This window comes from Paracoccus salipaludis, from assembly GCF_002287065.1.
Classification (GTDB): domain Bacteria; phylum Pseudomonadota; class Alphaproteobacteria; order Rhodobacterales; family Rhodobacteraceae; genus Paracoccus; species Paracoccus salipaludis.
Window position 1 is genome coordinate 74,850 of record NZ_NSJZ01000007.1, and the last position, 20,746, is coordinate 95,595.

The window sequence follows — 20,746 nt, forward strand, 5'->3', positions numbered from 1 at the left end:
TCAGGCCTCCGCTCGTTCCGCGCCTTCGCGTATCGCCTGTCGCAGCCTGCGTTCAAGGGCTTCCCGCTTGGGGGCCTGGGTCAGCTTCAGCCCGAAGGCGTCCTTGACGTAGAAGCTGTCCACCACCTGCGCGCCATAGGTGGCGATCACGGCGCTGACGATCTGGATGTGGTTGGCGGCCAGCGTGCGCGTCAGGTCGTAAAGCAGGCCCGGCCGGTCGCGGGTGTCCACCTGGATGATCGTGTGGATGTCCGAGCCCTCGTTGTCGAAGGTGACATGGGTCGGAAAGCGGAAGGCCCGGTCACGCTTCTTGGGCTTGTCGCGCTCGGTCAGGGCGTCGCGCGGCACGACCTCGCCCGCCAGGGTGCGGAAGATCATGCGCTTGAGTTGGGGCAGGCGCTCGGCCGAATAGGGCTTTCCCTCGGCGTCCTGCACCCAGAAGACGGCGGTCGCATAGCCGTCCCGCGTGGTGTAGGTCCGCGCGTCCACCACATTGGCGCCGACCAGCGCAAGCGCCCCCGCGAGGCGCGAGAACAGCCCCGGGTGGTCCGCCATGACGAAGGCCGCCCGCGTCGCGTCCCGCCGCAGGTCCGGGTCGAGGTCCATGCGGATCTCGTCGGCGGTGATGTCCTTGAGCAGCCGGGCGAAGACCTGCTGCGTGTCCGTGGGCAACCCCTGCCAGTAGCTGTCGTAGTGGCGCGTGACCTCGGCCCTGATGTCCGAGGGCGCCCACCCCTGGGCGACCAGCAGGTGGCGCAGGCTGCGCCGGGCCTCGTCCACCCGCTGCTCGCGGTTGACGTCCTCCAGGCCGTTCTCCAGCACGTCCGCCGTCTGCCGGTGCAGCTTGCGCAGCAGTTCGGCCTTCCAGTTGTTCCAGGTGTTCGGCCCCACGCCGCGGATGTCGCAGACGGTCAGCACGGTCAGCAGGTCCAGCCTGCGCCGCGTCCGCACGGCCTTGGCAAAGTCGCGCAGGGTGCGGGGGTCCGAGATGTCGCGCTTCTGCGCCACGTCCGACATCAGCAGGTGGTTGCGGATCAGCCATTCCACCAGCTGCACCTGCGAGGGCGTCAGGCCCAGCCGCTGGCAGACGCGCCGGGCGATCTGCGCGCCGATGATGGAATGGTCCTCGGGGCGGCCCTTGCCGATGTCGTGCAGCAGGGTGGCAAGGTAGATGACGGTGCGGTCGAGCTTTCCCTCGGCCATGATGGCCGAGACGATGGGCAGGTCCTCGACCAGCTCGCCCCGCTCGATCTGCGCCAGCGCCGCCACGCACTGGATCAGGTGCTCGTCCACCGTGTAGTGGTGGTAGACGTTGAACTGCATCATGGCGACGATGCGCTCGAATTCGGGGATATAGGCGCCCAGCACGCCCAGTTCGTTCATGCGGCGCAGGGCGCGTTCCGGGTTGCCGTGTGTCAGCAGCAGGTCCAGGAAGATGCGCGCGCCCTCGGGGTCCGCCCGCACCTGGTCGTCGATGAGGTGCAGGTTCTGGGCGACAAGGCGCATCGCCTCGGGATGGATCAGGATGCCGCTGCGCAGCGCTTCCTCGAACAGCCGCAGGATGTTCAGCGGATCGGTGAAGAACGTCTCGGGGTCGGCGATGGCCAGCCGGCCCGTTTCCACCTTGAAGCCCGGGGCCACCCGGGGCCGGCGGAAGCGTTCCAAAAGGGGCGCGCGATACAGGTGGCGCTGTTCCAGCCCGGTCAGGAAGACGCGGGTCAGCTCGCCCACCCGCGTGGCCTGGCGGAAGTAGTCCTGCATGAAGATCTCGACGCCGCGCCGCCCGCCCGCGTCGCGGTAGCCCATGCGGGCCGCCACCTCGAGCTGCATGTCGAAGCTGAGCTTTTCCACCGCGCGGCCCGCGGCCAGGTGCATGTGGCAGCGCACGGCCCACAGGAAATCCTCGGCCGCCCAGAAGGTGGTGTGTTCCTGCCGCGTGAAATGGCCGAGGTCCACCAGTTCGATCGCGCGGTCCACCTGGTGGATGTACTTGGCGATCCAGTAAAGCGTCTGGAGGTCGCGCAGGCCGCCCTTGCCTTCCTTGACGTTGGGCTCCAGCACGTAGCGCTGGCCGCCCTGGCGGCGGTGCCGCTCCTCGCGTTCCTCGAGCTTGGCCTCGATGAACTGGGGCACGGTCCGCGCGAAGAGTTCCGGCAGCAGGCGCTCGCGCAGCGATTGCGCCAGCACGGCGTCGCCGCAGACCAGCCGGTGTTCCAGCAGGCTGGTGCGGATCACCATGTCCGCTTCCGCAAGCCGCAGGCATTCGTCCACCGAGCGCGTGGCCTGTCCGACCTTCAGCTTGAGGTCCCACAGCATGTACAGCATCGACTCGACGACGCTTTCGATCCAGCCGGTGGGCTTCCACGGCAGCAGGAACAGCAGGTCGATGTCGGAATAGGGCGCCATCTCGCCCCGCCCGTAGCCGCCCACGGCCAGCACCGACAGCCGCTCGCCCTCGGTGGGCGACAGGTTCGGGTGCAGGCAGGTGATCGCGACGTGGTGAATGGCGCGGACCGTGGCGTCGGTCAGCTGGGCGATGGCGCGCACGGTCTCCCGCCCCTTGCGGGGATGGCTGGCCAGGCCCGCGACGATGTCCGCCATGGCCTCGGCCCGCGCGGCGGCCAGCCAGGCGACGGTCCGCGCGCGGATCTCGCGCGGGTCCGCGAGCCCCTTCAACTCGGCGGTCAGGGCGGCAAGCGCCGTGTCGCCGTCAAACAACGGATGCGCCCCGGGCAGGGCCGGGGCGCTCTGGACCGGGCGGAGAGCCGGGTCGTCCTCGTCGGGCCGCACCAGGGTCAGAGCCCGGCCCCGCGGAAGCTGGCCCGGGGCGCGTCGATTATGACGAGCTGGCCGTTGCGCAGCGTGGCCACCGCCAGCTGGCGCTGGTTGCTGCCGTCGGGCAGCAGGCGGAAGGACCCCTGGATTCCGGCAAAGCCGCCGCTGCGGGTCAGGCCCGCGGTCGTCACCGCGTTGCTGCGGCCCGCGCGGACCGAGGCCGCCACCGCCGAGACGCCGTCATAGGCGAGCGTGGCGAACTCGTGCGGCGTTTCGCCGAAGGCCGCCTGGTAGCGGCGGTTGAACTCGGCGATGCGGGCCAGGTCGGGGACGGCGAACCAGCCGTTCTGCAGCTGCGGCAGCCGGGCGCGGTCGCCGGGCACGTCCCAGCGGGTCAGGCCCATCAGCTGGATGGACTGGCCGCTCAGGCCCGCATTGGCAAGCGCGCCGGTGATCTCGGGCAGGACGGCGGTGTTGTTGCCGGTCAGGAAGATCGCCTGGGCCTGGTTCGCCGCGGCGGCCTGGGCGATGGTGGGGGCGATGCGGTCCATCTCGGCCCGGGTCGCCCCGTGGCCCGTCTTGCCCACCAGGGTCGCGCGGTTGCGGGCGATGGCCCCCTCGATCGCGGCGCCGCCGATCTGGCCGGCCACGTCGGTTTCATGGACGATCAGGAAGCGGCGCAGGCCCTGGCTGACGCCATAGGACACCAGCCGGTTGGCGGTGTTCGAGAAGGTGTTGCCCAGCACGAACAGGTTGCCGCCCGCGATGTCGGCGTTGTTGGAAAAGGACAGGACGTTCACCCGTCCCCGCACCGCGTTGCCGACCGCGTTGGCCGATTCCGCGTGCAGCGGGCCCACGATGATCTTGGCGCCCTCGCCCACGGCCTGGTTCGCCTGCTGCGCGGCGCGGCCGGCGTCATCGCCGTAGTCATAGACCCGCAGGTCGATCCGCGCGCCCTGCGCGTCGGCCACCGCCATCCGCGCGGCATTCGCCATGGACCGCGCCATGTAGTCGTAGTTCGCGTCGCCCGAGCCGCCCGGCACCAGCAGCGCCACCTGCACGGGCTGCGAGGGGTCGATCGTGGGTCCCGTCTGCGGCCCCGCGGCCTGCTGCTCGACGGGCTCGCAGGCCGCCAGGGCGGCGGCCGCGACCAGGGCGGCCACGCGCATCAGCGGACGCCGCCAGCCCGCGGGGTTCAGGCGCAGGGGAATTGAGAGCATGGGTGATTCCCTTGTTGTGGGATGCCGGTTCGGGCGGAAGGGTAGCCACAGACGCCCCCGCGTGGCAACCTGACGGACCGGCAGGCGAAGAGGCGACAGGAATGGACATGGATGACGACGGACCCGGGCAGGCGGAAGGCGCGCGTCCGCTGGCGGCCTCGGTGCTGGCGGCGCGGCTCGAGCCGGGACTGTATCTTGTCGCCACGCCCATCGGGACGGCGCGGGACATCACGCTGCGGGCGCTGGACGTGCTGAACGCGGCCGACCTGCTGGCGGCCGAGGACACGCGCACACTGCGCCACCTGATGTCGATCCACGGCATCCCGCTGCGGGGGCGGCGCATCCTGGCCTACCACGACCACAACGCCGACCGCGCCCGCCCCGCGATCCTGCAGGCGGTGGAAAGGGGGCAGTCGGTCGCCTACTGCTCGGACGCGGGCACGCCGCTGGTGGCCGATCCCGGCTTCCGGCTGTCGCGCGACGTGGCGCAGGCGGGAGGGCGGGTCCACGCGGTCCCCGGCGCCTCGGCCCTGCTGGCGGCGCTGACGGTGGCGGGGCTGCCGACCGACCGCTTCCTTTTCGCGGGCTTCGCGCCCTCGCAGAAGGGCGCGCGGCGACGCTGGCTGGATCAGCAGGCACGGCTGGACGCGACGGTGGTGATCTTCGAAAGCCCCAGGCGCGTTAAGGATATGTTGAGAGATCTGTGCGAGATCGACGGAGACCGTGATATCGCGGTCTGCAGGGAACTGACCAAGAAGTTCGAGGAAGTGCTGCGCGGCCCGGCCCGGTCGGTGATGGAGGCGATCCCCGAGGAGGGGCTGCGGGGCGAGATCGTGGTGGTCATGGCGCCGGGCGGCGCCGAGGTGGCGGATGACGGTGCGGTGCGCGCGGCGCTTGCCGAGCGGGCGGGGCGGATGAGCCTGCGGGACGCGGCAGCCGAGGTCGCGGCAGCGGTGGGGCGCCCGCGCAAGGACGTGTATCGCATGGCGCTGGCCATGCAGGAGGAGCGGGACGATGACGATCATGCCGTGGATTGAGACGGGACGGCCCGCGCCCCGCCGGCCCTCGCATTCCCGCGTCGCCCGCGGCATCGCCGCCCATGCCAGCGGCCATGCGGCCGAGCGGCTGGTGGCCGAGCGCTATGTCGAGCGCGGCTGCGAGATCCTGGAGCACTGCTGGCGCAGCGCCGCTGGAGAGGTGGACCTGATCCTGCGCGACGGCGGGGCGGTCGTCTTCGTCGAGGTCAAGAAGTCCGAAACCCATGACATCGCGGCCCAGCGCATCTCGCGCCGGCAGATGGACCGGATCTGCCAGGCCGCGCTGCTTTATGCCGACCGCCTGCCCACCGGCGCGCTGACCGAGCTGCGCTTCGACGCGGCGCTGGTGGATGCGGGCGGCCGGGTCGAGATCCTCGAGAACGCCTTCGGCCTGAACTGACCACCCGGCTTGCATCGTCCCTTGGCGCGCGCCAGAACCGGGGCGAGTTCAAACCCAGCCCGGAGCCGACGATGCCCCTCAAGGTCGCCCTGCAGATGGACCCGATCGAGAATGTCTCGATCTCGGCCGATTCCACCTTCCGGCTGGGGCTCGAGGCCGAGGCGCGGGGGCACAGCCTGTTCCAGTACACGCCCGACCGGCTGATCTTCGACGAGGGCCGGCTGCTGGCGCGCGGCCGCGACGTCACCCTGCGGCGCGAGCAGGGCAACCATGTTTCCTTCGGCGAATGGCGCACAGCCGAACTGACCGAGTTCGACGTGGTCTGGCTGCGCCAGGACCCGCCCTTCGACATGGGCTATGTCACCACCACCCACCTTCTCGACCGCATCCACCCGAAGGTTCTGGTGGTGAACGATCCCTTCTGGGTCCGCAACTCGCCCGAAAAGCTGTTCGTGCTGGACTTCCCGGACCTGACGCCGCCCACGATGATCGCCCGCGACGTCGAGGCGATCCGCGCCTTCCGCCAGCGCCATGACGAGATCATCATCAAGCCGCTTTACGGCAACGGCGGCGCGGGCGTCTTCCATCTGCCGCAGGCCGACGCGAACCTGTCGGCGCTGCTGGAACTGTTCGGCGGCATCAACCGCGAGCCGGTGATCGTGCAGAAATACCTGCCCGCCGTGGTCAAGGGCGACAAGCGCGTCATCCTGGTGGACGGCGAACCGGTCGGCGCCATCAACCGCATCCCTGCCCAAGGCGAGGCGCGGTCCAACATGCATGTCGGCGGCCGTCCCGAGAAGGTCGGCCTGACCGAGCGCGAGCGCGAGATCTGCGCCACCATCGGCCCGGTCCTGCGCGAGAAGGGCCTGATCTTCGTCGGCATCGACGTGATCGACGGCTGGCTGACCGAGATCAACGTGACCTCGCCCACCGGCATCCAGGAACTCGAGCGCTTCGACGGCATCAACGCCGCCGCCCTGATCTGGGAGGCCATCGAGCGCCGCCGCGCCGCCCAGGGCTGAGGGCGAGCGAAGTACCGACGTTCCGAAGGGTCAGGCGCCGATCGCGCCTGACCCTTTTGCTTTTCGACAAGCTGCAACATCGGAGTTGACAGAAAGATCGAACCGTTCCAAAAATATTGGAACGGTCTAAAGGGAGGTGCGGATGCGTTGGGGCCTGATCGGCGCGAGCAACATCGCCGCCACGCAGATGATCGATGCCATTCGTGCAAGCGGGGGAGAAATCGCCTCGGTCCTGTCGGGCGATAACCGGCGCGGACAGGAGTTTGCAGCGCGGCACGGGATCGCCGCCAGCACCACGGATCTCGAACGCCTGCTGGAGGGCGTGGATGCCGTCTATATCTCGACCACCAACGAGAAGCATTTCCCGCAGGCCATGGCCGCCGTCGCCGCGGGCAGGCATGTGCTTTGCGAAAAGCCGCTGGCCATGAGCGTGGCCGATGCCGCGACGATGGTCGCCGCCGCCCGTCAGGCGGGGCTGGTCTTCGGCACCAACCACCATCTGCGCAACGCGGGCAGCCACCTCGCCATCCGCGACGCCATACGCGCAGGCCGGATCGGGCGCGTGCAGAGCGTCCGCGTCTTCCACGCGGTCCAGCTTCCTGCCCATCTGCAGGGCTGGCGCATCGACAACCCGGCTGCGGGCGGCGGGGTGATCCCCGATATCGTCGTGCACGACGCCGACACCGTCCGCTTCCATCTGGACGAGAACCCGGCCGAAGTCGTGGCCATGACCGCCGACGCGGGTCTGGGCGCGGGGGTCGAGGACAACGTCATGTCCATCTGGGCCATGCCTTCGGGCGCGCAGGTGATGGCGCATGAAAGCTTCACCCACGGCTTCGCGGGCACGGGGATCGAGATCCACGGCACCGAGGGGTCGATCTTCGCCCGCAACGTCATGACCAGCCGCCCGGTGGGCGAGGTCACGCTGGTCACGCAAACGGGCGCCGAGGCGATCCCCTTCGAGGACCACAGCCTTTACCACCGCAGCGTCCGCCTGTTCACCGAGGCCACGCAGGGGCAGGGCCGCCCGGCCGCGGATGGCGAGGACGGCATCCGCTCGCTCGCCGTGGCGCTGGCCGTGGCCGAGGCCGCCCGCACCGGGCGCCGCACCCCTGTCGATTACGGGGGAATCTGATGGCCCGCATCGTTTCCGCCGCCGAGGCCGTGACGCAGATCGGGGATGGCGCGGTTGTCAGCGTCTCCTCCTCTTCGGCGCTGGGCTGTCCCGACGCGGTGCTGGCCGCGCTGGGCGAGCGGTTCCGCGCCGAGGGCCATCCGCGCGGCCTGACCACGCTGCATCCCATCGCGGCGGGGGACATGTACGGCGTCAAGGGCATGGACCACCTGGCCCAGGACGGGCTGCTGGACCGCGTGCTGGCGGGCTCCTATCCCTCGGGGCCGTCCTCGCTGCCGATGCCCGAGATCTGGCGCATGGTCGTGGAAAACCGGGTCAGGGCCTACAACGTGCCCTCGGGGATCATGTTCGACATGCACCGCGACGTGGCCGCGCGCCGTCCGGGCGTGCTGACGCAGGTCGGGCTGGACACCTTTGTCGATCCGGTCCGGCAGGGCTGCGCCATGAACGAGGCCGCCGCGGCCGAGCCCATCGTCCACCGGCAGGACTTCGGGGGCCAGACCTGGCTGCATTTTCCCAACATCGTGCCCGATGTCTGCATCCTGCGCGCGACCACCGCCGACGAGAACGGCAACCTGACCTATGAGCACGAGGGCGCCTATCTGGGCGGGCTCGACCAGGCCATCGCCACGCGCAACCACCGGGGGCTGGTGATCGCGCAGGTCAAGCGGGTGACGGCGGCGGGATCGCTGCGGCCCCATGACGTCCATGTGCCGGGGCACCTGGTGGACCTGGTCGTGGTCGCCCCCGACCAGTGGCAGACGACCGAGACGCCCTATGACCCCGCCATCTCGGGCGAGATCATGCGCCCCTGGTCCAGCTTTGCCTTGGCCGAGCACGGGGTCGAGAAGGTCATCGCCCGCCGCGCCGCGATGGAGCTGCGGCGCGGCCAGACGGCCAACCTCGGCTTCGGCATCTCGGCGCTGGTCCCCCGCATCCTGCTTGAGGCGGGCGAGCCGCAGGCCGTCACCTGGGCCATCGAGCAGGGCGCCGTGGGCGGGATGCCCCTGACCGGCTTCGCCTTCGGCTGCGCGTCCAATGCCTTCGGCTTCGTGCCCTCGCCCAACCAGTTCAGTTATTTCCAGGGCGGCGGCTTCGACATGTCCTTCCTGTCCTTCCTCGAGGTGGACCGGCAGGGCAACGTGAACGTGTCCAAGCTGGGCAAGAAGCCCTATCTGACCGCCGGCTGCGGCGGCTTCGTGGACATCACCGCCAATGCCCGCAAGCTGGTCTTTTCCGGCTTCTTCGAGGCCGCGGCGGAACTGGACCTGTCGCCCTCGGGCCTGCGGGTGACGAAGCCCGGCCGTTTCACCAAGATGGTGGACGAGGTCGAGCACGTGACCTTCTCGGGCGCCCGCGCGCTGGAACTGGGCCAGGACGTCCTTTACGTCACCGAGCGTTGCGTGATGCGCCTGACGCCCGAAGGGCTGGTCGCCGTCGAGATCATGCCGGGGATCGAGCCCGCGCGCGACATCGTGGCCGCCTCGCAGGGCCGCGTCCGCCTCGCCCCCGACGCACGCCCCATGCCGCTGTCGCTGCTGGCCAAAGGCCCGATGGAGCTTGCACTGTGAGCGCCGTGCATCTGGAGATCGCGGGTGGCATCGCCACGCTGCGGCTGGACAACCCCGCGCGGCTGAACGCCTTCACGCCCGCGATGCTGGAACAGTTGGCCGCGCATTGCGAGGCGCTGGACCGGGACGGTGCGGTGCGGGCCGTCCTGCTGACCGCCGAGGGCGGGCGCGCCTTCTGTGCCGGCGCCGATATCAGGGCCTGGGCGGACATTCCGCCGGCCGAGTTCGCGCGCCTCTGGGTGCGGGGCGGGCATCGCATCTTCGACCGGCTGGCGCGGCTGCCCATGCCGACGATCGCCGTGATCCAGGCCCATGCCTTCGGGGGCGGGCTGGAACTGGCCGCCGCCTGCGACATCCGGGTGATGGCGCCCGGTGCCACGCTTGCGCTGCCGGAAACGCAGGTCGGCATCGTGCCGGGCTGGTCGGGCACGCAGCGGCTGTCCCGCCTGATCCCCGAGCCGCTGCTGAAGGAAATGGCTTTGTTTGGGCGGCGCATCAGCGCCGAACGTGCGCTGGCGGTGGGTTTCGTGGCCGAGGTCGCCGAGGAGCCGCTCGCCGCCGCCCAAGCCATTGCGGGCAGGCTGCTGGAAACTTCGCCGCGTGCGACCGAGGTTGCGAAATACATGATCCACGCCGCCGTGGGCGAGGATCGGGACGCCATGATCGAGGCGCTGGGGTCCGGCATGATCGCCGCCAGCGCCGACAAGGCCGAGGGCGTCGCCGCCTTCGTCGCCAAGCGCAAGCCCGTCTTTCCGGGGACATGAGATGACCGAACACACGCTGATCGCAGGCCCCTCCACCCCCGTCGCGCTGGAGCCGCTGTTGAACCGCCACCTGATCGGCGGCGCGTGGACCGACAGCGCCGACGGAGAAACCTTCGACCGCCTGTCCCCCTCGCACGGGGCGCTGGTCAGCCGCTCGGCCAGGGGCGGCCCGGCCGAAACGGAGGCCGCCATCGCCGCCGCCCGAAAGGCCTTCGACGCGGGCGACTGGCGCTTTCTGCCCGGCAAGCAGCGCGCGGCCCTGCTGCTGCGCGTGGCCGACCTCATCGACCGCAACCGGGAAAGGATCGCCCGCATCGAGGTGCTGGAATCCGGCAAGCCCATCAGCCAGGCGCTGGGAGAGATCGAGGGCGCGGCCGACCTTTGGCGCTATGCGGCGGCGCTGGCGCGGACGGTCCACGGCGACAGCCACAACAGCCTCGGCCCCGACATGCTGGGCGTCGTGCTGAAGGAGCCGATCGGCGTCGTGGGCATCATAACGCCTTGGAACTTCCCCTTCCTGATCGTCTGCCAGAAGCTGCCCTTTGCACTGGCCGCCGGTTGCACGGCGGTGGTGAAACCCTCGGAGTTGACCCCTTCGACCACCGTGATCCTGGGCGAGCTGCTGATGGAAGCGGGCCTGCCCCCGGGCGTCCTCAACATCGTGCTGGGCCATGGCGACCCGGTGGGCGCGACCCTGTCCAGCCATCCGGGCGTGGACATGGTGTCCTTCACCGGCTCGACCGCCGTAGGCAAGCGGATCGTGGCAGCGGCTGCGGGGACGCTGAAGAAGGTCTCGCTGGAACTGGGCGGCAAGAACCCGCAGGTGGTCTTTCCCGACGCGGATCTTGAGGCCGCCGCCGACGCCATCGCCTTCGGCGTTTATTTCAACGCGGGCGAATGCTGCAACTCGGGCAGCCGCATCATCGTGCACGAGGACGTGGCCGGGGACCTGGTCGCCCGCGTGGCCGCCCTGTCCCGCCGCGTGCCCTTCGGCGACCCGCTGAACCCAGCGACGCAGGTCGGTGCCATCATCTCGGACGACCACCTGTCCAGGATCGACGGCCATGTGCGGGCGGCGCGCGACGCGGGCGCCCGCGTGGTGATCGGCGGCGGCGTGCTGGCGGTCCCCGGTCTCGACGGCCGCTTCTATGCGCCGACCGTGATCGCGGACGTGACCCCGGACATGGCCCTTGCGCGCGAGGAGGTCTTCGGCCCCGTCCTGTCGGTCCTCACCTTCCGCACCGAGGACGAGGCGATCGGGCTTGCCAACGACGCCAGCTACGGCCTGTCGGCGGGCGTCTGGAGCCGCGACGTCCACACCTGCCTGGACTTCGCCCGCCGCGTCTCGGCCGGGACGATCTGGACAAATACATGGATGGACGGCTTTGCGGAAATGCCGTTCGGTGGCATGAAGGAAAGCGGCCAGGGGAGGGAACTTGGCCGCTACGGGCTGGAGGAGTTCCTGGAGGTCAAGACCGTCCAGATGCGCGTCGCGCGGGGGCGGAGCCTCTGGGTCGATAACGGCTGACAAGGCCGGTTTGCGCAGGGGGAGGAACGAATGCGCGTCTTGAACAGACTGATGATGTCGGCGGCGGTGGCTGTCGCCTCGGCGGGGGCGGCCTCGGCCGCCGAGGTCGAGGTGCTGCACTGGTGGACCGCGGGGGGCGAGGCCGCGGCGCTGAACGTGCTGAAGCAGGACCTCGAGGGGCAGGGGATCACCTGGCGCGACATGCCGGTCGCGGGCGGCGGCGGCGAGGCCGCGATGACCGCGCTGCGCGCTCGGGTGACGGCGGGCGACGCGCCCACCGCCGTGCAGGTGTTGGGCTTCGACCTGCTGGACTGGACCGAACAGGGCGACGTGCTGGCGAACCTCGACGAGGTCGCGACGGCGGGCAACTGGGACGCGGTGATCCCGGCGGCGCTGCAGCGGTTTTCCAAGCCCGGCGATCACTGGGTCGCGGCGCCGGTCAACGTCCATTCGACCAACTGGGTCTGGGCCAACAAGGCGGTGCTGGACGAACTGGGCATCGCGCAGCCCACGACCTGGGACGAGTTCATCGCCGCGCTTCAGAAGGCCAAGGACGCGGGCAAGGTCGCGCTGGCCCATGGCGGGCAGCCCTGGCAGGAGGCCACGATCTTCGACAGCGCCGTGCTGGCGTCGGGCGGGCCCGAGTTCTACCAGAAGTCGATGATCGACCTCGACCCCGAGGCGCTGGGCTCGGACCAGATGGTCGCGGCCTTCGACAAGATGGAACAGCTGCGCGGCTTCGTGGACGACAACTTCTCGGGCCGCGACTGGAACCTCGCCAGCGCGATGGTCATCAACGGCGAGGCTGCCTTCCAGATCATGGGCGACTGGGCCAAGGGCGAGTTCCTGAACGCGGGCAAGAAGCCCGGCACCGACTTCCTGTGCTTCCGCGTGCCGGGCACGGAAGGAACGGTCACCTTCAACAGCGACCAATTTATGATGTTCAGGCAGGACGACCCCGAGGCCACCAAGGCGCAGATGGCCATGGCCGCCGCGATCGAATCGCCCGAATTCCAGGTGGCCTTCAACACGGTCAAGGGCTCGGTCCCCGCGCGCACCGACGTGCCCGACACCGAGTTCGACGACTGCGGCAAGAAGGGCATGGCCGACCTCAAGGCCGCGTCCGAGGCGGGCACGCTGCTGGGCTCCATGGGCCACGGCCACGCCAACCCCGCCGCCGTGAAGAACGCGATGTATGACGTCATCACCGCGCATTTCAACGGCGAATACGACAGCCGGCAGGCCGCCGAGGAACTGGTGAACGCGGTCGAGGGCGCGCAGTAAACCCACCGGCGCGGGGCCCGCGCGGCCCCGCCCTTTCCGCCGCGCGAGGAGGCGCGGCGGTCCATCCGGGAGGAAACTCATGTCCGCAGAAGCCATGCCCGCGGCGACAAGCCGCGCGGATCTGCGCGGGCGCTTGCAGGACTGGCTGCCGAGGCTGGTGCTGTCGCCCTCGGTCGCGGCGATGCTGGTCTTCGTCTACGGCTTCATCGCTTATACGATCTACCTGTCCTTCACGGGCTCGAAGATGCTGCCCAGCTATGACTGGGTGGGCTTCGACAACTACCGCCGCCTGTTCGGCCTGTCGGCTTGGACCACGGCGCTGGTGAACCTCGGGATCTTCGCCAGCCTTTACATCCTGATCTCTGTCGCCATCGGGCTGATGCTGGCGATCTTCCTGGACCAGAAGATCCGGGCCGAGGGCGGGTTGCGCGCGATCTACCTGTATCCCATGGCGCTGAGCTTCATCGTCACCGGCACCGCCTGGAAGTGGCTTCTGGACCCCGGCATCGGGATCGAGAACACGATGCACCTGTGGGGCTGGGAAAGCTTCCGCTTCGACTGGATCAAGGATCGCGACATGGCGATCTACACGCTGGTCATCGCGGCGGTCTGGCAGTCCTCGGGCTTCGTCATGGCGATGTTCCTCGCGGGCCTGCGCGGCATCGACAACGAGATCCTGAAGGCCGCGCAGATCGACGGGGCCTCGAACCTCAGCCTGTATCGCCGGATCGTCATCCCGATGCTGCGGCCGGCCTTCCTTTCGGCCTTCGTCATCCTCGCGCATCTGGCGATCAAGTCCTACGACTTGGTGATCGCGCTGACGGGCGGGGGACCGGGGCGGGCGACCGAGCTGCCCGCGACCTTCATGTATTCCTACACCTTCACCCGCAACCAGATGGGCGTGGGCGCGGCCAGCGCCGTCATCATGCTGATGGGCGTGGCCTCTGTGATCGTGCCCTATATCTACGCCGAGATGCGGCAGGGGGACGACCGATGAGCGTCGCCACCCAGTCCACCGCCGTGCGCACCGGCCGCGCGGGCCGCGCGCTGATCGTCACGGTGCTGATCTTCTTCGCGCTGTTCTACCTGCTGCCCTTGGGCGTCATGGTCATCAACAGCCTCAAGCCCCTGCCCGAGATCACGGGCGGCAACATGATGGCCCTGCCGCAGGAGCCGACGCTGGAGCCTTGGCGCTCGGCCTGGTCCACGGCGCAGATCGGGGTGCAGGCGACGGGCCTGAAGCCCTATTTCCTGAACTCGATCCTGATGGTGGTGCCCGCGGTCGCCATCTCGACCATGCTGGGGGCGCTCAACGGCTATGTCCTGACCAAGTGGCGCTTTCCGGGCCACCGCTGGGTCTTCGGGCTGCTGCTGTTTTCCTGCTTCATCCCCTTCCAGATCGTCCTGATCCCTATGGCGCGGCTGCTGGGCCTGATGGGTCTGGCGGGCTCGCTGCCGGGGCTGATCCTGGTCCACGTGGTCTACGGGATCGGATTCTCGACGCTTTACTTCCGCAACTACTACGCCGCCTTCCCGACGGAACTGGTGCGCGCGGCCATGATCGACGGGGCGGGGTTCTTCCGCATCTTCTGGCGCATCATGCTGCCCGTGTCGGGGCCGATCGCGGTGGTCTGCATCATCTGGCAGTTCACCAACATCTGGAACGACTTCCTGTTCGGCGTGTCCTTCGCCGGGCTGGACGCGATGCCGATGACGGTGGCGCTGAACAACCTCGTGCAGTCGTCCACCGGCGTGCGGGAATACAACGTCCATTTCGCGGCCGCGATCCTGGCCGCGCTTCCGACGCTGATCGTTTACATCGTCGCGGGCCGCTATTTCGTGCGCGGCCTGATGGCGGGTTCCGTGAAGGGCTGACCCATGGGCTTTCTCGACATCGACAACGTCACCAAGTCCTATGGCACGGTCGAGGTGCTGCACCGCGTGGACATCTCGGTGGGCGAGGGCGAGTTCCTCGTGCTCGTCGGCCCCTCGGGCTGCGGGAAATCGACGCTGCTGAACATGATCGCGGGGCTCGAGGAGATCACCTCGGGGACGATCTCGATCAACGGGCGGGTGGTGAACGACGTCCATCCGTCCAGGCGCAACATCGCCATGGTGTTCCAGAGCTATGCGCTTTACCCCAACATGACCGTGGGCCAGAACATGACCTTCGGGCTGGAGATGCACGGCGTCCCCAGGGCGGAACGCGAGCGCGCGCTGAAGGACGTGGCCCAGCTTCTGCAGATCGGCCACCTGCTGGACCGCAAGCCCGGGCAGCTGTCGGGCGGCCAGCGCCAGCGGGTCGCGATGGGGCGGGCGCTGGTGCGCGACCCCGACGTGTTCCTGTTCGACGAGCCGCTGTCGAACCTGGACGCGAAGCTGCGCGTGGACATGCGGACCGAGATCAAGAAGCTGCACCACCGGCTGGGCCGCACCACCGTCTATGTGACCCACGACCAGATCGAGGCGCTGACGCTGTCCACCCGGATCGCCGTGATGAACAAGGGCCATGTCCAGCAACTGGGCACGCCGCGCGAGATCTATGACCGCCCGGCCAACACCTTTGTCGCCAGCTTCATGGGCAACCCGTCGATGAACCTGATGCCTGCCCGCATCGTGGTCCAGGGTGGCGTTCCGCACGCGCAGGTGACGCTGGAAGGCGCCTCGCAGAAGCTGCTGCGGCTGGGCCAGCCGGCACTGGCCGCGCAGGACGGGCGCGAGGTGATCCTGGGCTTGCGCCCCGAGGCGATCACCGACGAGGGCGGCGCCGACCGCAGCGCGCAACTGGTCGAGCAGGTGGACCACGTCGTGTCCGTGGTGGAACCGGCGGGCGCGGACACCTTCGCCAGCTTCACCGTCGGCGGACGCGACGTGGTGGCGCGGCTGCGCGCCAATTCGCAGCCGCGCGTGGGGGCGCAGTTCCCCTTCCGGCTGAACATGGACAAGGCCGTGGTCTTCGATCCCCGGACGGAAGCGCGGATCGGGGACTGACGCGATGGATGCCGACATCATCATCGTGGGCTCCGGGATCGGCGGGGCGACAACGGCGGCGGCGCTGGCCCCCACGGGGCGGCGCATCCTGATCCTGGAACGGGGCGAGCGGCTGGCCGACGCGCCCCATTGCCGCGACCCGCAGGCGATCTTCCGCGACGGGCGGTTCCGCCCCGAGGAAAGCTGGCTGGACGGCGAGGGCCGGTCCTTCAACCCGGGCAACTATTACTACGTCGGCGGCAATTCCAAGTTCTACGGCGCGGTGCTGATCCGATACCGGGCCGAGGATTTCCGCCCGATCCGCCACATGGGCGGGACCACCCCCGGCTGGCCGGTGGGCTACGAGGACTATGAACCCTGGTATGCCCGCGCCGAGGCGATGTTCGAGGTGCGCGGGACCGAGGACGACCCGACCGATCCGCCGCGCTCAGCCCCCTTCCCGCACCCGCCGGTGCCCGACGAGCCCGAGATCGCGGACCTGCGCGCCCGCCTGCGCCGGATCGGGCTGCACCCCTCGCACCTGCCGCTGGGGGTGGATCTCGACCGTTGGTTGGAACGTGCCAAGACGCCATGGGACGCCTTTCCTGACACGACCGGCGCCAAGATGGACGCGGAATCCGTGGGCATCGCGCAGGCGCTGAGGCATCCGAATGTCACGCTGCTGACCGGCGCGCGAGTCACTGCGCTGGAAGCCGACGGCGACCGCGTCACCGCCCTGCGGCTGGCGGACGGGCGACGGCTGACGGCCGCGACGGTGGTGCTGGCGGCGGGCGCGGTGAACACGGCGGCGCTGCTGCTGTCCTCGGGCTCCGAGGCGCACCCGAGGGGGCTTGCCAATCGCTCGGACCAGGTCGGGCGGAACTTCATGAACCACAATGCCTCGGCCGTGCTGGCGGTGCATCCCTGGCGCAGGAACCGCTCGGTCTACCAGAAGACGCTGATGATCAACGACTACTACCTGACCGGCGGCCCGGAGGGGGAACCGCTGGGCAACGTCCAGATGCTGGGCCGGGTGTCGGGGCCGATCCTCGCCGCGACCTCTGGCCTGCCCCGGCGCGCCGCGCACTGGATCGCCGATCACGCGCTGGACCTTTACGCCATGTCCGAGGACCTGCCCTCGCCCGACAGCCGGGTGACGGTGGAAAACGGCCGCATCCGGCTGGATTGGCGCCGGTCCAACTGGGAGGCACATCTGGCGCTGGTCGCGCGGCTGAAACGCGACCTGCGGCGGGCGGGCTATCCGCTGGTCCTGTCGCGGGCCTTCGACCGGCGCACGCCCTCGCACCAATGCGGGACGGCGCGGATGGGGCCGGACCCGGCGACCAGCGTGGTGGACCCCTGGGGCCGGGCGCATGACCACCCGAACCTGTTTGTCGCGGATGCGAGCGTCCTGCCCACCTCGGCCGCCGTGAACCCCGCGCTGACCGTCGCCGCCCATGCGCTGCGCGTGGCCCACCGCATCAGCGAAGGGGCAGGGGCATGAGCCGCGTCGCCCTGATCACCGGCGGCCAGCAGGGCATCGGCCTCGGCATCGCCACCGCGCTGGCGGGCGCGGGCTGGACCGTGGCGCTGGCCGCCGAGCGGCCCGAGGACGACCCGTCCGTAAGCGCCGCGCTGGGCACGTTGCCGGGCGCGCGCTATTTCCGCCACGACCTGACCGACATCGCGGCCGCCCCGGCGCTGGTCGAGCATGTCGAGGCCGCGCTGGGTCCGCTCACCACATTCGTGTCGAACGCCGGCGTTCCCGCGCTGTCGCGGGGCGACATGCTGGACATGGCGGCCGACAGCTTCGACCTCGTCATGGGCGTCAACCTTCGCGGCGGCTTCTTCCTGGCGCAGGCCGTGGCGCGGCACATGCTGGCAGCGCCCGCAGCGGACTACCGCGCGATGATCTTCGTGACCTCGGTCAGTGCGGAACTCGTTTCGGTGGAACGCGCCGAATACTGCATCTCGAAGGCCGCGGCCTCGATGATGACGCGGCTCTACGCGGCAAGGCTCGCCCCCCATGGCATCGGCGTCTTCGAGCTTCGCCCTGGCATCATCCGCACCGCCATGACCGAAGGGGTCGCCGCGAAATACGACGCCCGCATCGCCGGAGGGCTGGTCCCCGCGGGCCGCTGGGGCGCGCCCGCCGACATCGGCGCGACCGTCCTGCCGCTGGCGGAAGGGGCGATGGCCTTCTCGACCGGCGCCGTCATCCCCGTCGATGGCGGCCTGTTGCTGCACCGTTTGTGAAGGGACGAGGATGCCCGAAGGTTACGACTACATCATCGTCGGCGGCGGCAGCGCGGGCTGCGTGCTGGCCAACCGGCTGACCGAGAACCCCGACGCCCGCGTGCTGCTGGTCGAGGCGGGGGGCCGCCCGCGCCACCCCTTCTACGCCATGCCCGCCGGTTTCGCGAAGATGACCAGGGGCATCGGCAGCTGGGGCTGGCACACGGTCCCCCAGCGCCACATGGACGGCATGGTGATCCGCTACACGCAGGCGCGCGTCCTCGGCGGGGGCTCCAGCGTCAATGCCCAGATCTACACGCGCGGCAATGCGCTGGACTACGACGAATGGCGCCAGCTCGGCTGCGAGGGCTGGTCCTACGAAGACGTGCTGCCCTATTTCCGCAAGTCCGAGGACAACGACAGCTTCAACGACCGCTACCACGGCCAGGGCGGCCCCCTGGGCGTCTCGCGGCCCGCCGCACCCCTGCCGATCTGCGAGGCCTATTTCCGCGCCGCCGCCCAGCTTGGGATTCCCTTCAACCCCGACATGACGGGCGCCACGCAGGATGGCGTGGGCTATTACCAGCTGACCCAGCGCAAGGCGCGGCGTTCCTCGACCGCCGTGGCCTTCCTCGACCCCGCGCGGCGCAGGCCGAACCTGACGGTGCGCTCGGGCGCGCAGGTGCTGCGGATCGTGGTGGAAAACGGCCGCGCCACGGGGATCGAGGTGGCAGGCAAGGCCGGGCCGGAACGGATCGCGGCGGAAACCGAGGTGATCCTGTCGGCAGGCGCCATCGGCTCGCCGCGCCTGCTGATGCTGTCGGGGATCGGGCCTGCCGATCACCTGCGCGACGTGGGCGTCCCCGTGCTGCTGGACCAGCCCGGCGTCGGGTCCGACCTGCAGGACCACGTGGACCTGTTCGTGATCGCCGAATGCACCGGCCCGCATACCTACGACCGCTATGCCAAGCCCCACCTGTCGGCGCTGGCAGGGCTGCAGTACCTGCTGACGCGCAAGGGGCCGGTGGCCTCGAGCCTGTTCGAGACCGGCGGCTTCTGGTACGCCGACCCCGACGCGCGCTCGCCCGACATCCAGCTGCACCTGGGGCTCGGCTCGGGGATCGAGGCGGGGGTGGCGGCGATGCCGGACGGGGGCGTCACGCTGAACTCGGCCTACCTGCGCCCGCGCTCGCGCGGGACGGTGCGGCTGGCCTCGGCCGATCCGGGGGCCGCGCCGCTGATCGATCCGAACTACTGGGCCGACCCGCATGACCGCGAGATGTCGATCCGGGGCCTGAAGCTCGCGCAGCAGATCATGCGGCAAAAGGCGCTGACGCCCTTTGTCCGGCGCGAGGTGCTGCCCGGCCCCGAGGTCGTCACCGACGAGGACTATTTCCGCTATGCCTGCCGCAACGCCAAGACCGACCACCACCCGGCGGGCACCTGCCGCATGGGGCCGGACCCGCAGGCGGTGGTGGACCCGCGGCTGCGGCTGAACGGGATCGGGCGGCTGCGCGTCGTCGACGCCTCGATCATGCCGCGTCTGGTTTCGTCGAACACCAACGCGCCCACGATCATGATCGCGGAAAAGGCCGCCGACATGATCCGCGCCGACCGGGGGACAAGCCCATGATCACCATCACCCTGCCGACCGCCGAGGGGCGGCTGGACGCCCACACCCTGACCGGCGCGCCGCTGGAACCGCGCGCCCCCAGCGTGCCCCTGACCCGCACGGCCTTCGCCGCCGCCCATGTCGTCAGCGACCCCCTGCGCGAACGCGACCCCTGGGGCGGCCGCCCGGCGGTGGATTGGGACGCGACCCTGCGCTTCCGTCACTGGCTCTGGGACCAGGGCTTGGGTCTGGCCGAGGCGATGGACACCGCCCAGCGCGGCATGGGCGTGGACTGGCCCACCGCGCGCGAGCTGATCGGGCGCACCATGCGCGAGGCGAAGGCCCATCCCCTGAAGCCTCGCGTGGCCTGCGGGGCAGGCACCGACGGCGTGCCCCTGGCCCAGCTGACCAGCGAGGGCGCCATCATCGCCGCCTACGAGGAACAGATGGAGGCGATCGAGGCTGCGGGCGGGCAGGTGATCCTGATGGCCACCCGCGCGCTGCCCGCCCTCGGTGCGGGGCCGGATGCCTATGCCCGCGTCTATGGCCGCCTGCTGGGGCAGGCGCGGGACAAGGTGATCCTGCACTGGCTCGGGCCGATGTTCGACCCGGCGCTGGCAAGCTACTGGGGGGCGGGCGACGTGGCGCAGGCGACCGAGCTGGTCCTGCGGATCATCGCGGACAACGCGGCCAAGGTGGACGGCATCAAGATCTCGCTGCTGGACCAGGCGCATGAGGAGGCCTTCCGCGCCCACCTGCCGGACGGCGTGCGGCTTTATACCGGCGACGACTTCAACTACGCCCCGCTGATCGAGGGCGACGGCCAGCGCCATTCCCACGCGCTGCTGGGCATCTTCGCCGCCATCGCCCCCGCCGCCTCGCAGGCGCTGGACGCCTTGGCGCAGGGCGACACCGCCACCTACCGCGCGCTCTTGGACCCGACCGTGCCCCTGTCGCGCGAGATCTTCCGCGCGCCCACGCAGTTCTACAAGGCCGGCATCGCCTTCCTTGCCTGGCTGAACGGGGCGCAGGATCACTTCGCCATGCCGGGGGGCCTTCAGTCCGCGCGTTCCATCGGCCATTATGCCGAGGTGTTCCGCCTGGCCGACCAGGCCCGCCTGCTGGCCCGGCCCGATCTGGCCGTGCGGCGGATGGGCCACCTGCTGGCGGTGAACGGCATCGGAACCTGAGGC

Annotated in this window: 17 protein-coding genes; 15 read left to right on the top strand and 2 right to left on the bottom strand. The window is 69.9% G+C overall.

The genetic code is table 11. The annotated features are described in order from the left end of the window. The gene (locus CK240_RS10165) at nt 1-2,793 is read right to left on the bottom strand and encodes a [protein-PII] uridylyltransferase (protein ID WP_420818623.1); all 2,793 of its coding nucleotides are present in this window, start codon (nt 2,791-2,793) and stop codon (nt 1-3) included. 2 nt (nt 2,794-2,795) lie between these two features. Beyond that, entirely contained in the window at nt 2,796-3,995 is a 1,200-nt protein-coding gene (locus CK240_RS10170; RefSeq protein WP_095640228.1) for a penicillin-binding protein activator, read from the bottom strand. A 107-nt stretch (nt 3,996-4,102) separates the two neighbouring features. On the opposite strand from CK240_RS10170, the gene rsmI reads away from it, so the two are divergent. From rsmI to CK240_RS10245, 15 genes are all read left to right on the top strand, one after another. Beyond that, entirely contained in the window at nt 4,103-5,032 is a 930-nt protein-coding gene (rsmI, locus tag CK240_RS10175; protein WP_095640229.1) for a 16S rRNA (cytidine(1402)-2'-O)-methyltransferase, read from the top strand. Next, nucleotides 5,010-5,432 (top strand): YraN family protein, encoded by a 423-nt coding sequence (locus tag CK240_RS10180; protein ID WP_338048961.1) that lies wholly within the window; start codon nt 5,010-5,012, stop codon nt 5,430-5,432. The genes rsmI and CK240_RS10180 overlap by 23 nt, the downstream gene beginning before the upstream one ends. A 71-nt stretch (nt 5,433-5,503) precedes the next feature. Further along, nucleotides 5,504-6,454, top strand: a complete 951-nt coding sequence (gshB, locus tag CK240_RS10185) for a glutathione synthase (protein WP_095640230.1) — start codon at nt 5,504-5,506, stop codon at nt 6,452-6,454. A 142-nt stretch (nt 6,455-6,596) separates the two neighbouring features. Continuing rightward, nucleotides 6,597-7,589, top strand: coding sequence for a Gfo/Idh/MocA family protein (locus tag CK240_RS10190; RefSeq protein ID WP_095640231.1), 993 nt, complete (start codon nt 6,597-6,599; stop codon nt 7,587-7,589). Beyond that, the gene (locus CK240_RS10195; protein WP_095640232.1) at nt 7,589-9,160 is read left to right on the top strand and encodes an acyl CoA:acetate/3-ketoacid CoA transferase; all 1,572 of its coding nucleotides are present in this window, start codon (nt 7,589-7,591) and stop codon (nt 9,158-9,160) included. The genes CK240_RS10190 and CK240_RS10195 overlap by 1 nt, the downstream gene beginning before the upstream one ends. Next, nucleotides 9,157-9,924 carry an enoyl-CoA hydratase/isomerase family protein gene (locus tag CK240_RS10200; protein ID WP_095640233.1) on the top strand — a complete coding sequence of 256 codons (768 nt, stop codon included), beginning with the start codon at nt 9,157-9,159 and terminating at the stop codon, nt 9,922-9,924. The genes CK240_RS10195 and CK240_RS10200 overlap by 4 nt, the downstream gene beginning before the upstream one ends. 1 nt (nt 9,925) lies before the next feature. Then, entirely contained in the window at nt 9,926-11,452 is a 1,527-nt protein-coding gene (locus tag CK240_RS10205) for an aldehyde dehydrogenase family protein (protein WP_095640234.1), read from the top strand. A gap of 30 nt (nt 11,453-11,482) precedes the next feature. Further along, entirely contained in the window at nt 11,483-12,736 is a 1,254-nt protein-coding gene (locus tag CK240_RS10210) for an ABC transporter substrate-binding protein (protein ID WP_095640235.1), read from the top strand. Between the two features lie 79 nt (nt 12,737-12,815). Then, nucleotides 12,816-13,733 carry a carbohydrate ABC transporter permease gene (locus CK240_RS10215; RefSeq protein ID WP_420818622.1) on the top strand — a complete coding sequence of 306 codons (918 nt, stop codon included), beginning with the start codon at nt 12,816-12,818 and terminating at the stop codon, nt 13,731-13,733. Then, a complete protein-coding gene (locus tag CK240_RS10220; protein ID WP_095640236.1) occupies nt 13,730-14,611 on the top strand; it encodes a carbohydrate ABC transporter permease in 882 nt (293 codons plus the stop codon). The genes CK240_RS10215 and CK240_RS10220 overlap by 4 nt, the downstream gene beginning before the upstream one ends. A 3-nt stretch (nt 14,612-14,614) precedes the next feature. Then, on the top strand, nt 14,615-15,727 hold the full coding sequence (locus CK240_RS10225; RefSeq protein WP_095640237.1) for an ABC transporter ATP-binding protein: 1,113 nt from the start codon (nt 14,615-14,617) through the stop codon (nt 15,725-15,727). Between the two features lie 4 nt (nt 15,728-15,731). Next, a complete protein-coding gene (locus CK240_RS10230) occupies nt 15,732-17,210 on the top strand; it encodes an FAD-dependent oxidoreductase (protein WP_095640238.1) in 1,479 nt (492 codons plus the stop codon). Next, nucleotides 17,207-17,962: a 3-ketoacyl-ACP reductase gene (locus CK240_RS10235; protein ID WP_095640239.1), complete on the top strand. Its 756-nt coding sequence runs from the start codon at nt 17,207-17,209 to the stop codon at nt 17,960-17,962. Before CK240_RS10230 ends, CK240_RS10235 begins: the two co-directional genes overlap by 4 nt. A 10-nt stretch (nt 17,963-17,972) precedes the next feature. Then, a complete protein-coding gene (locus CK240_RS10240; RefSeq protein ID WP_095640240.1) occupies nt 17,973-19,574 on the top strand; it encodes a GMC family oxidoreductase in 1,602 nt (533 codons plus the stop codon). Continuing rightward, nucleotides 19,571-20,743, top strand: coding sequence for a dihydrodipicolinate synthase family protein (locus CK240_RS10245; protein ID WP_095640241.1), 1,173 nt, complete (start codon nt 19,571-19,573; stop codon nt 20,741-20,743). The genes CK240_RS10240 and CK240_RS10245 overlap by 4 nt, the downstream gene beginning before the upstream one ends. Nucleotides 20,744-20,746 lie beyond the last annotated feature (3 nt).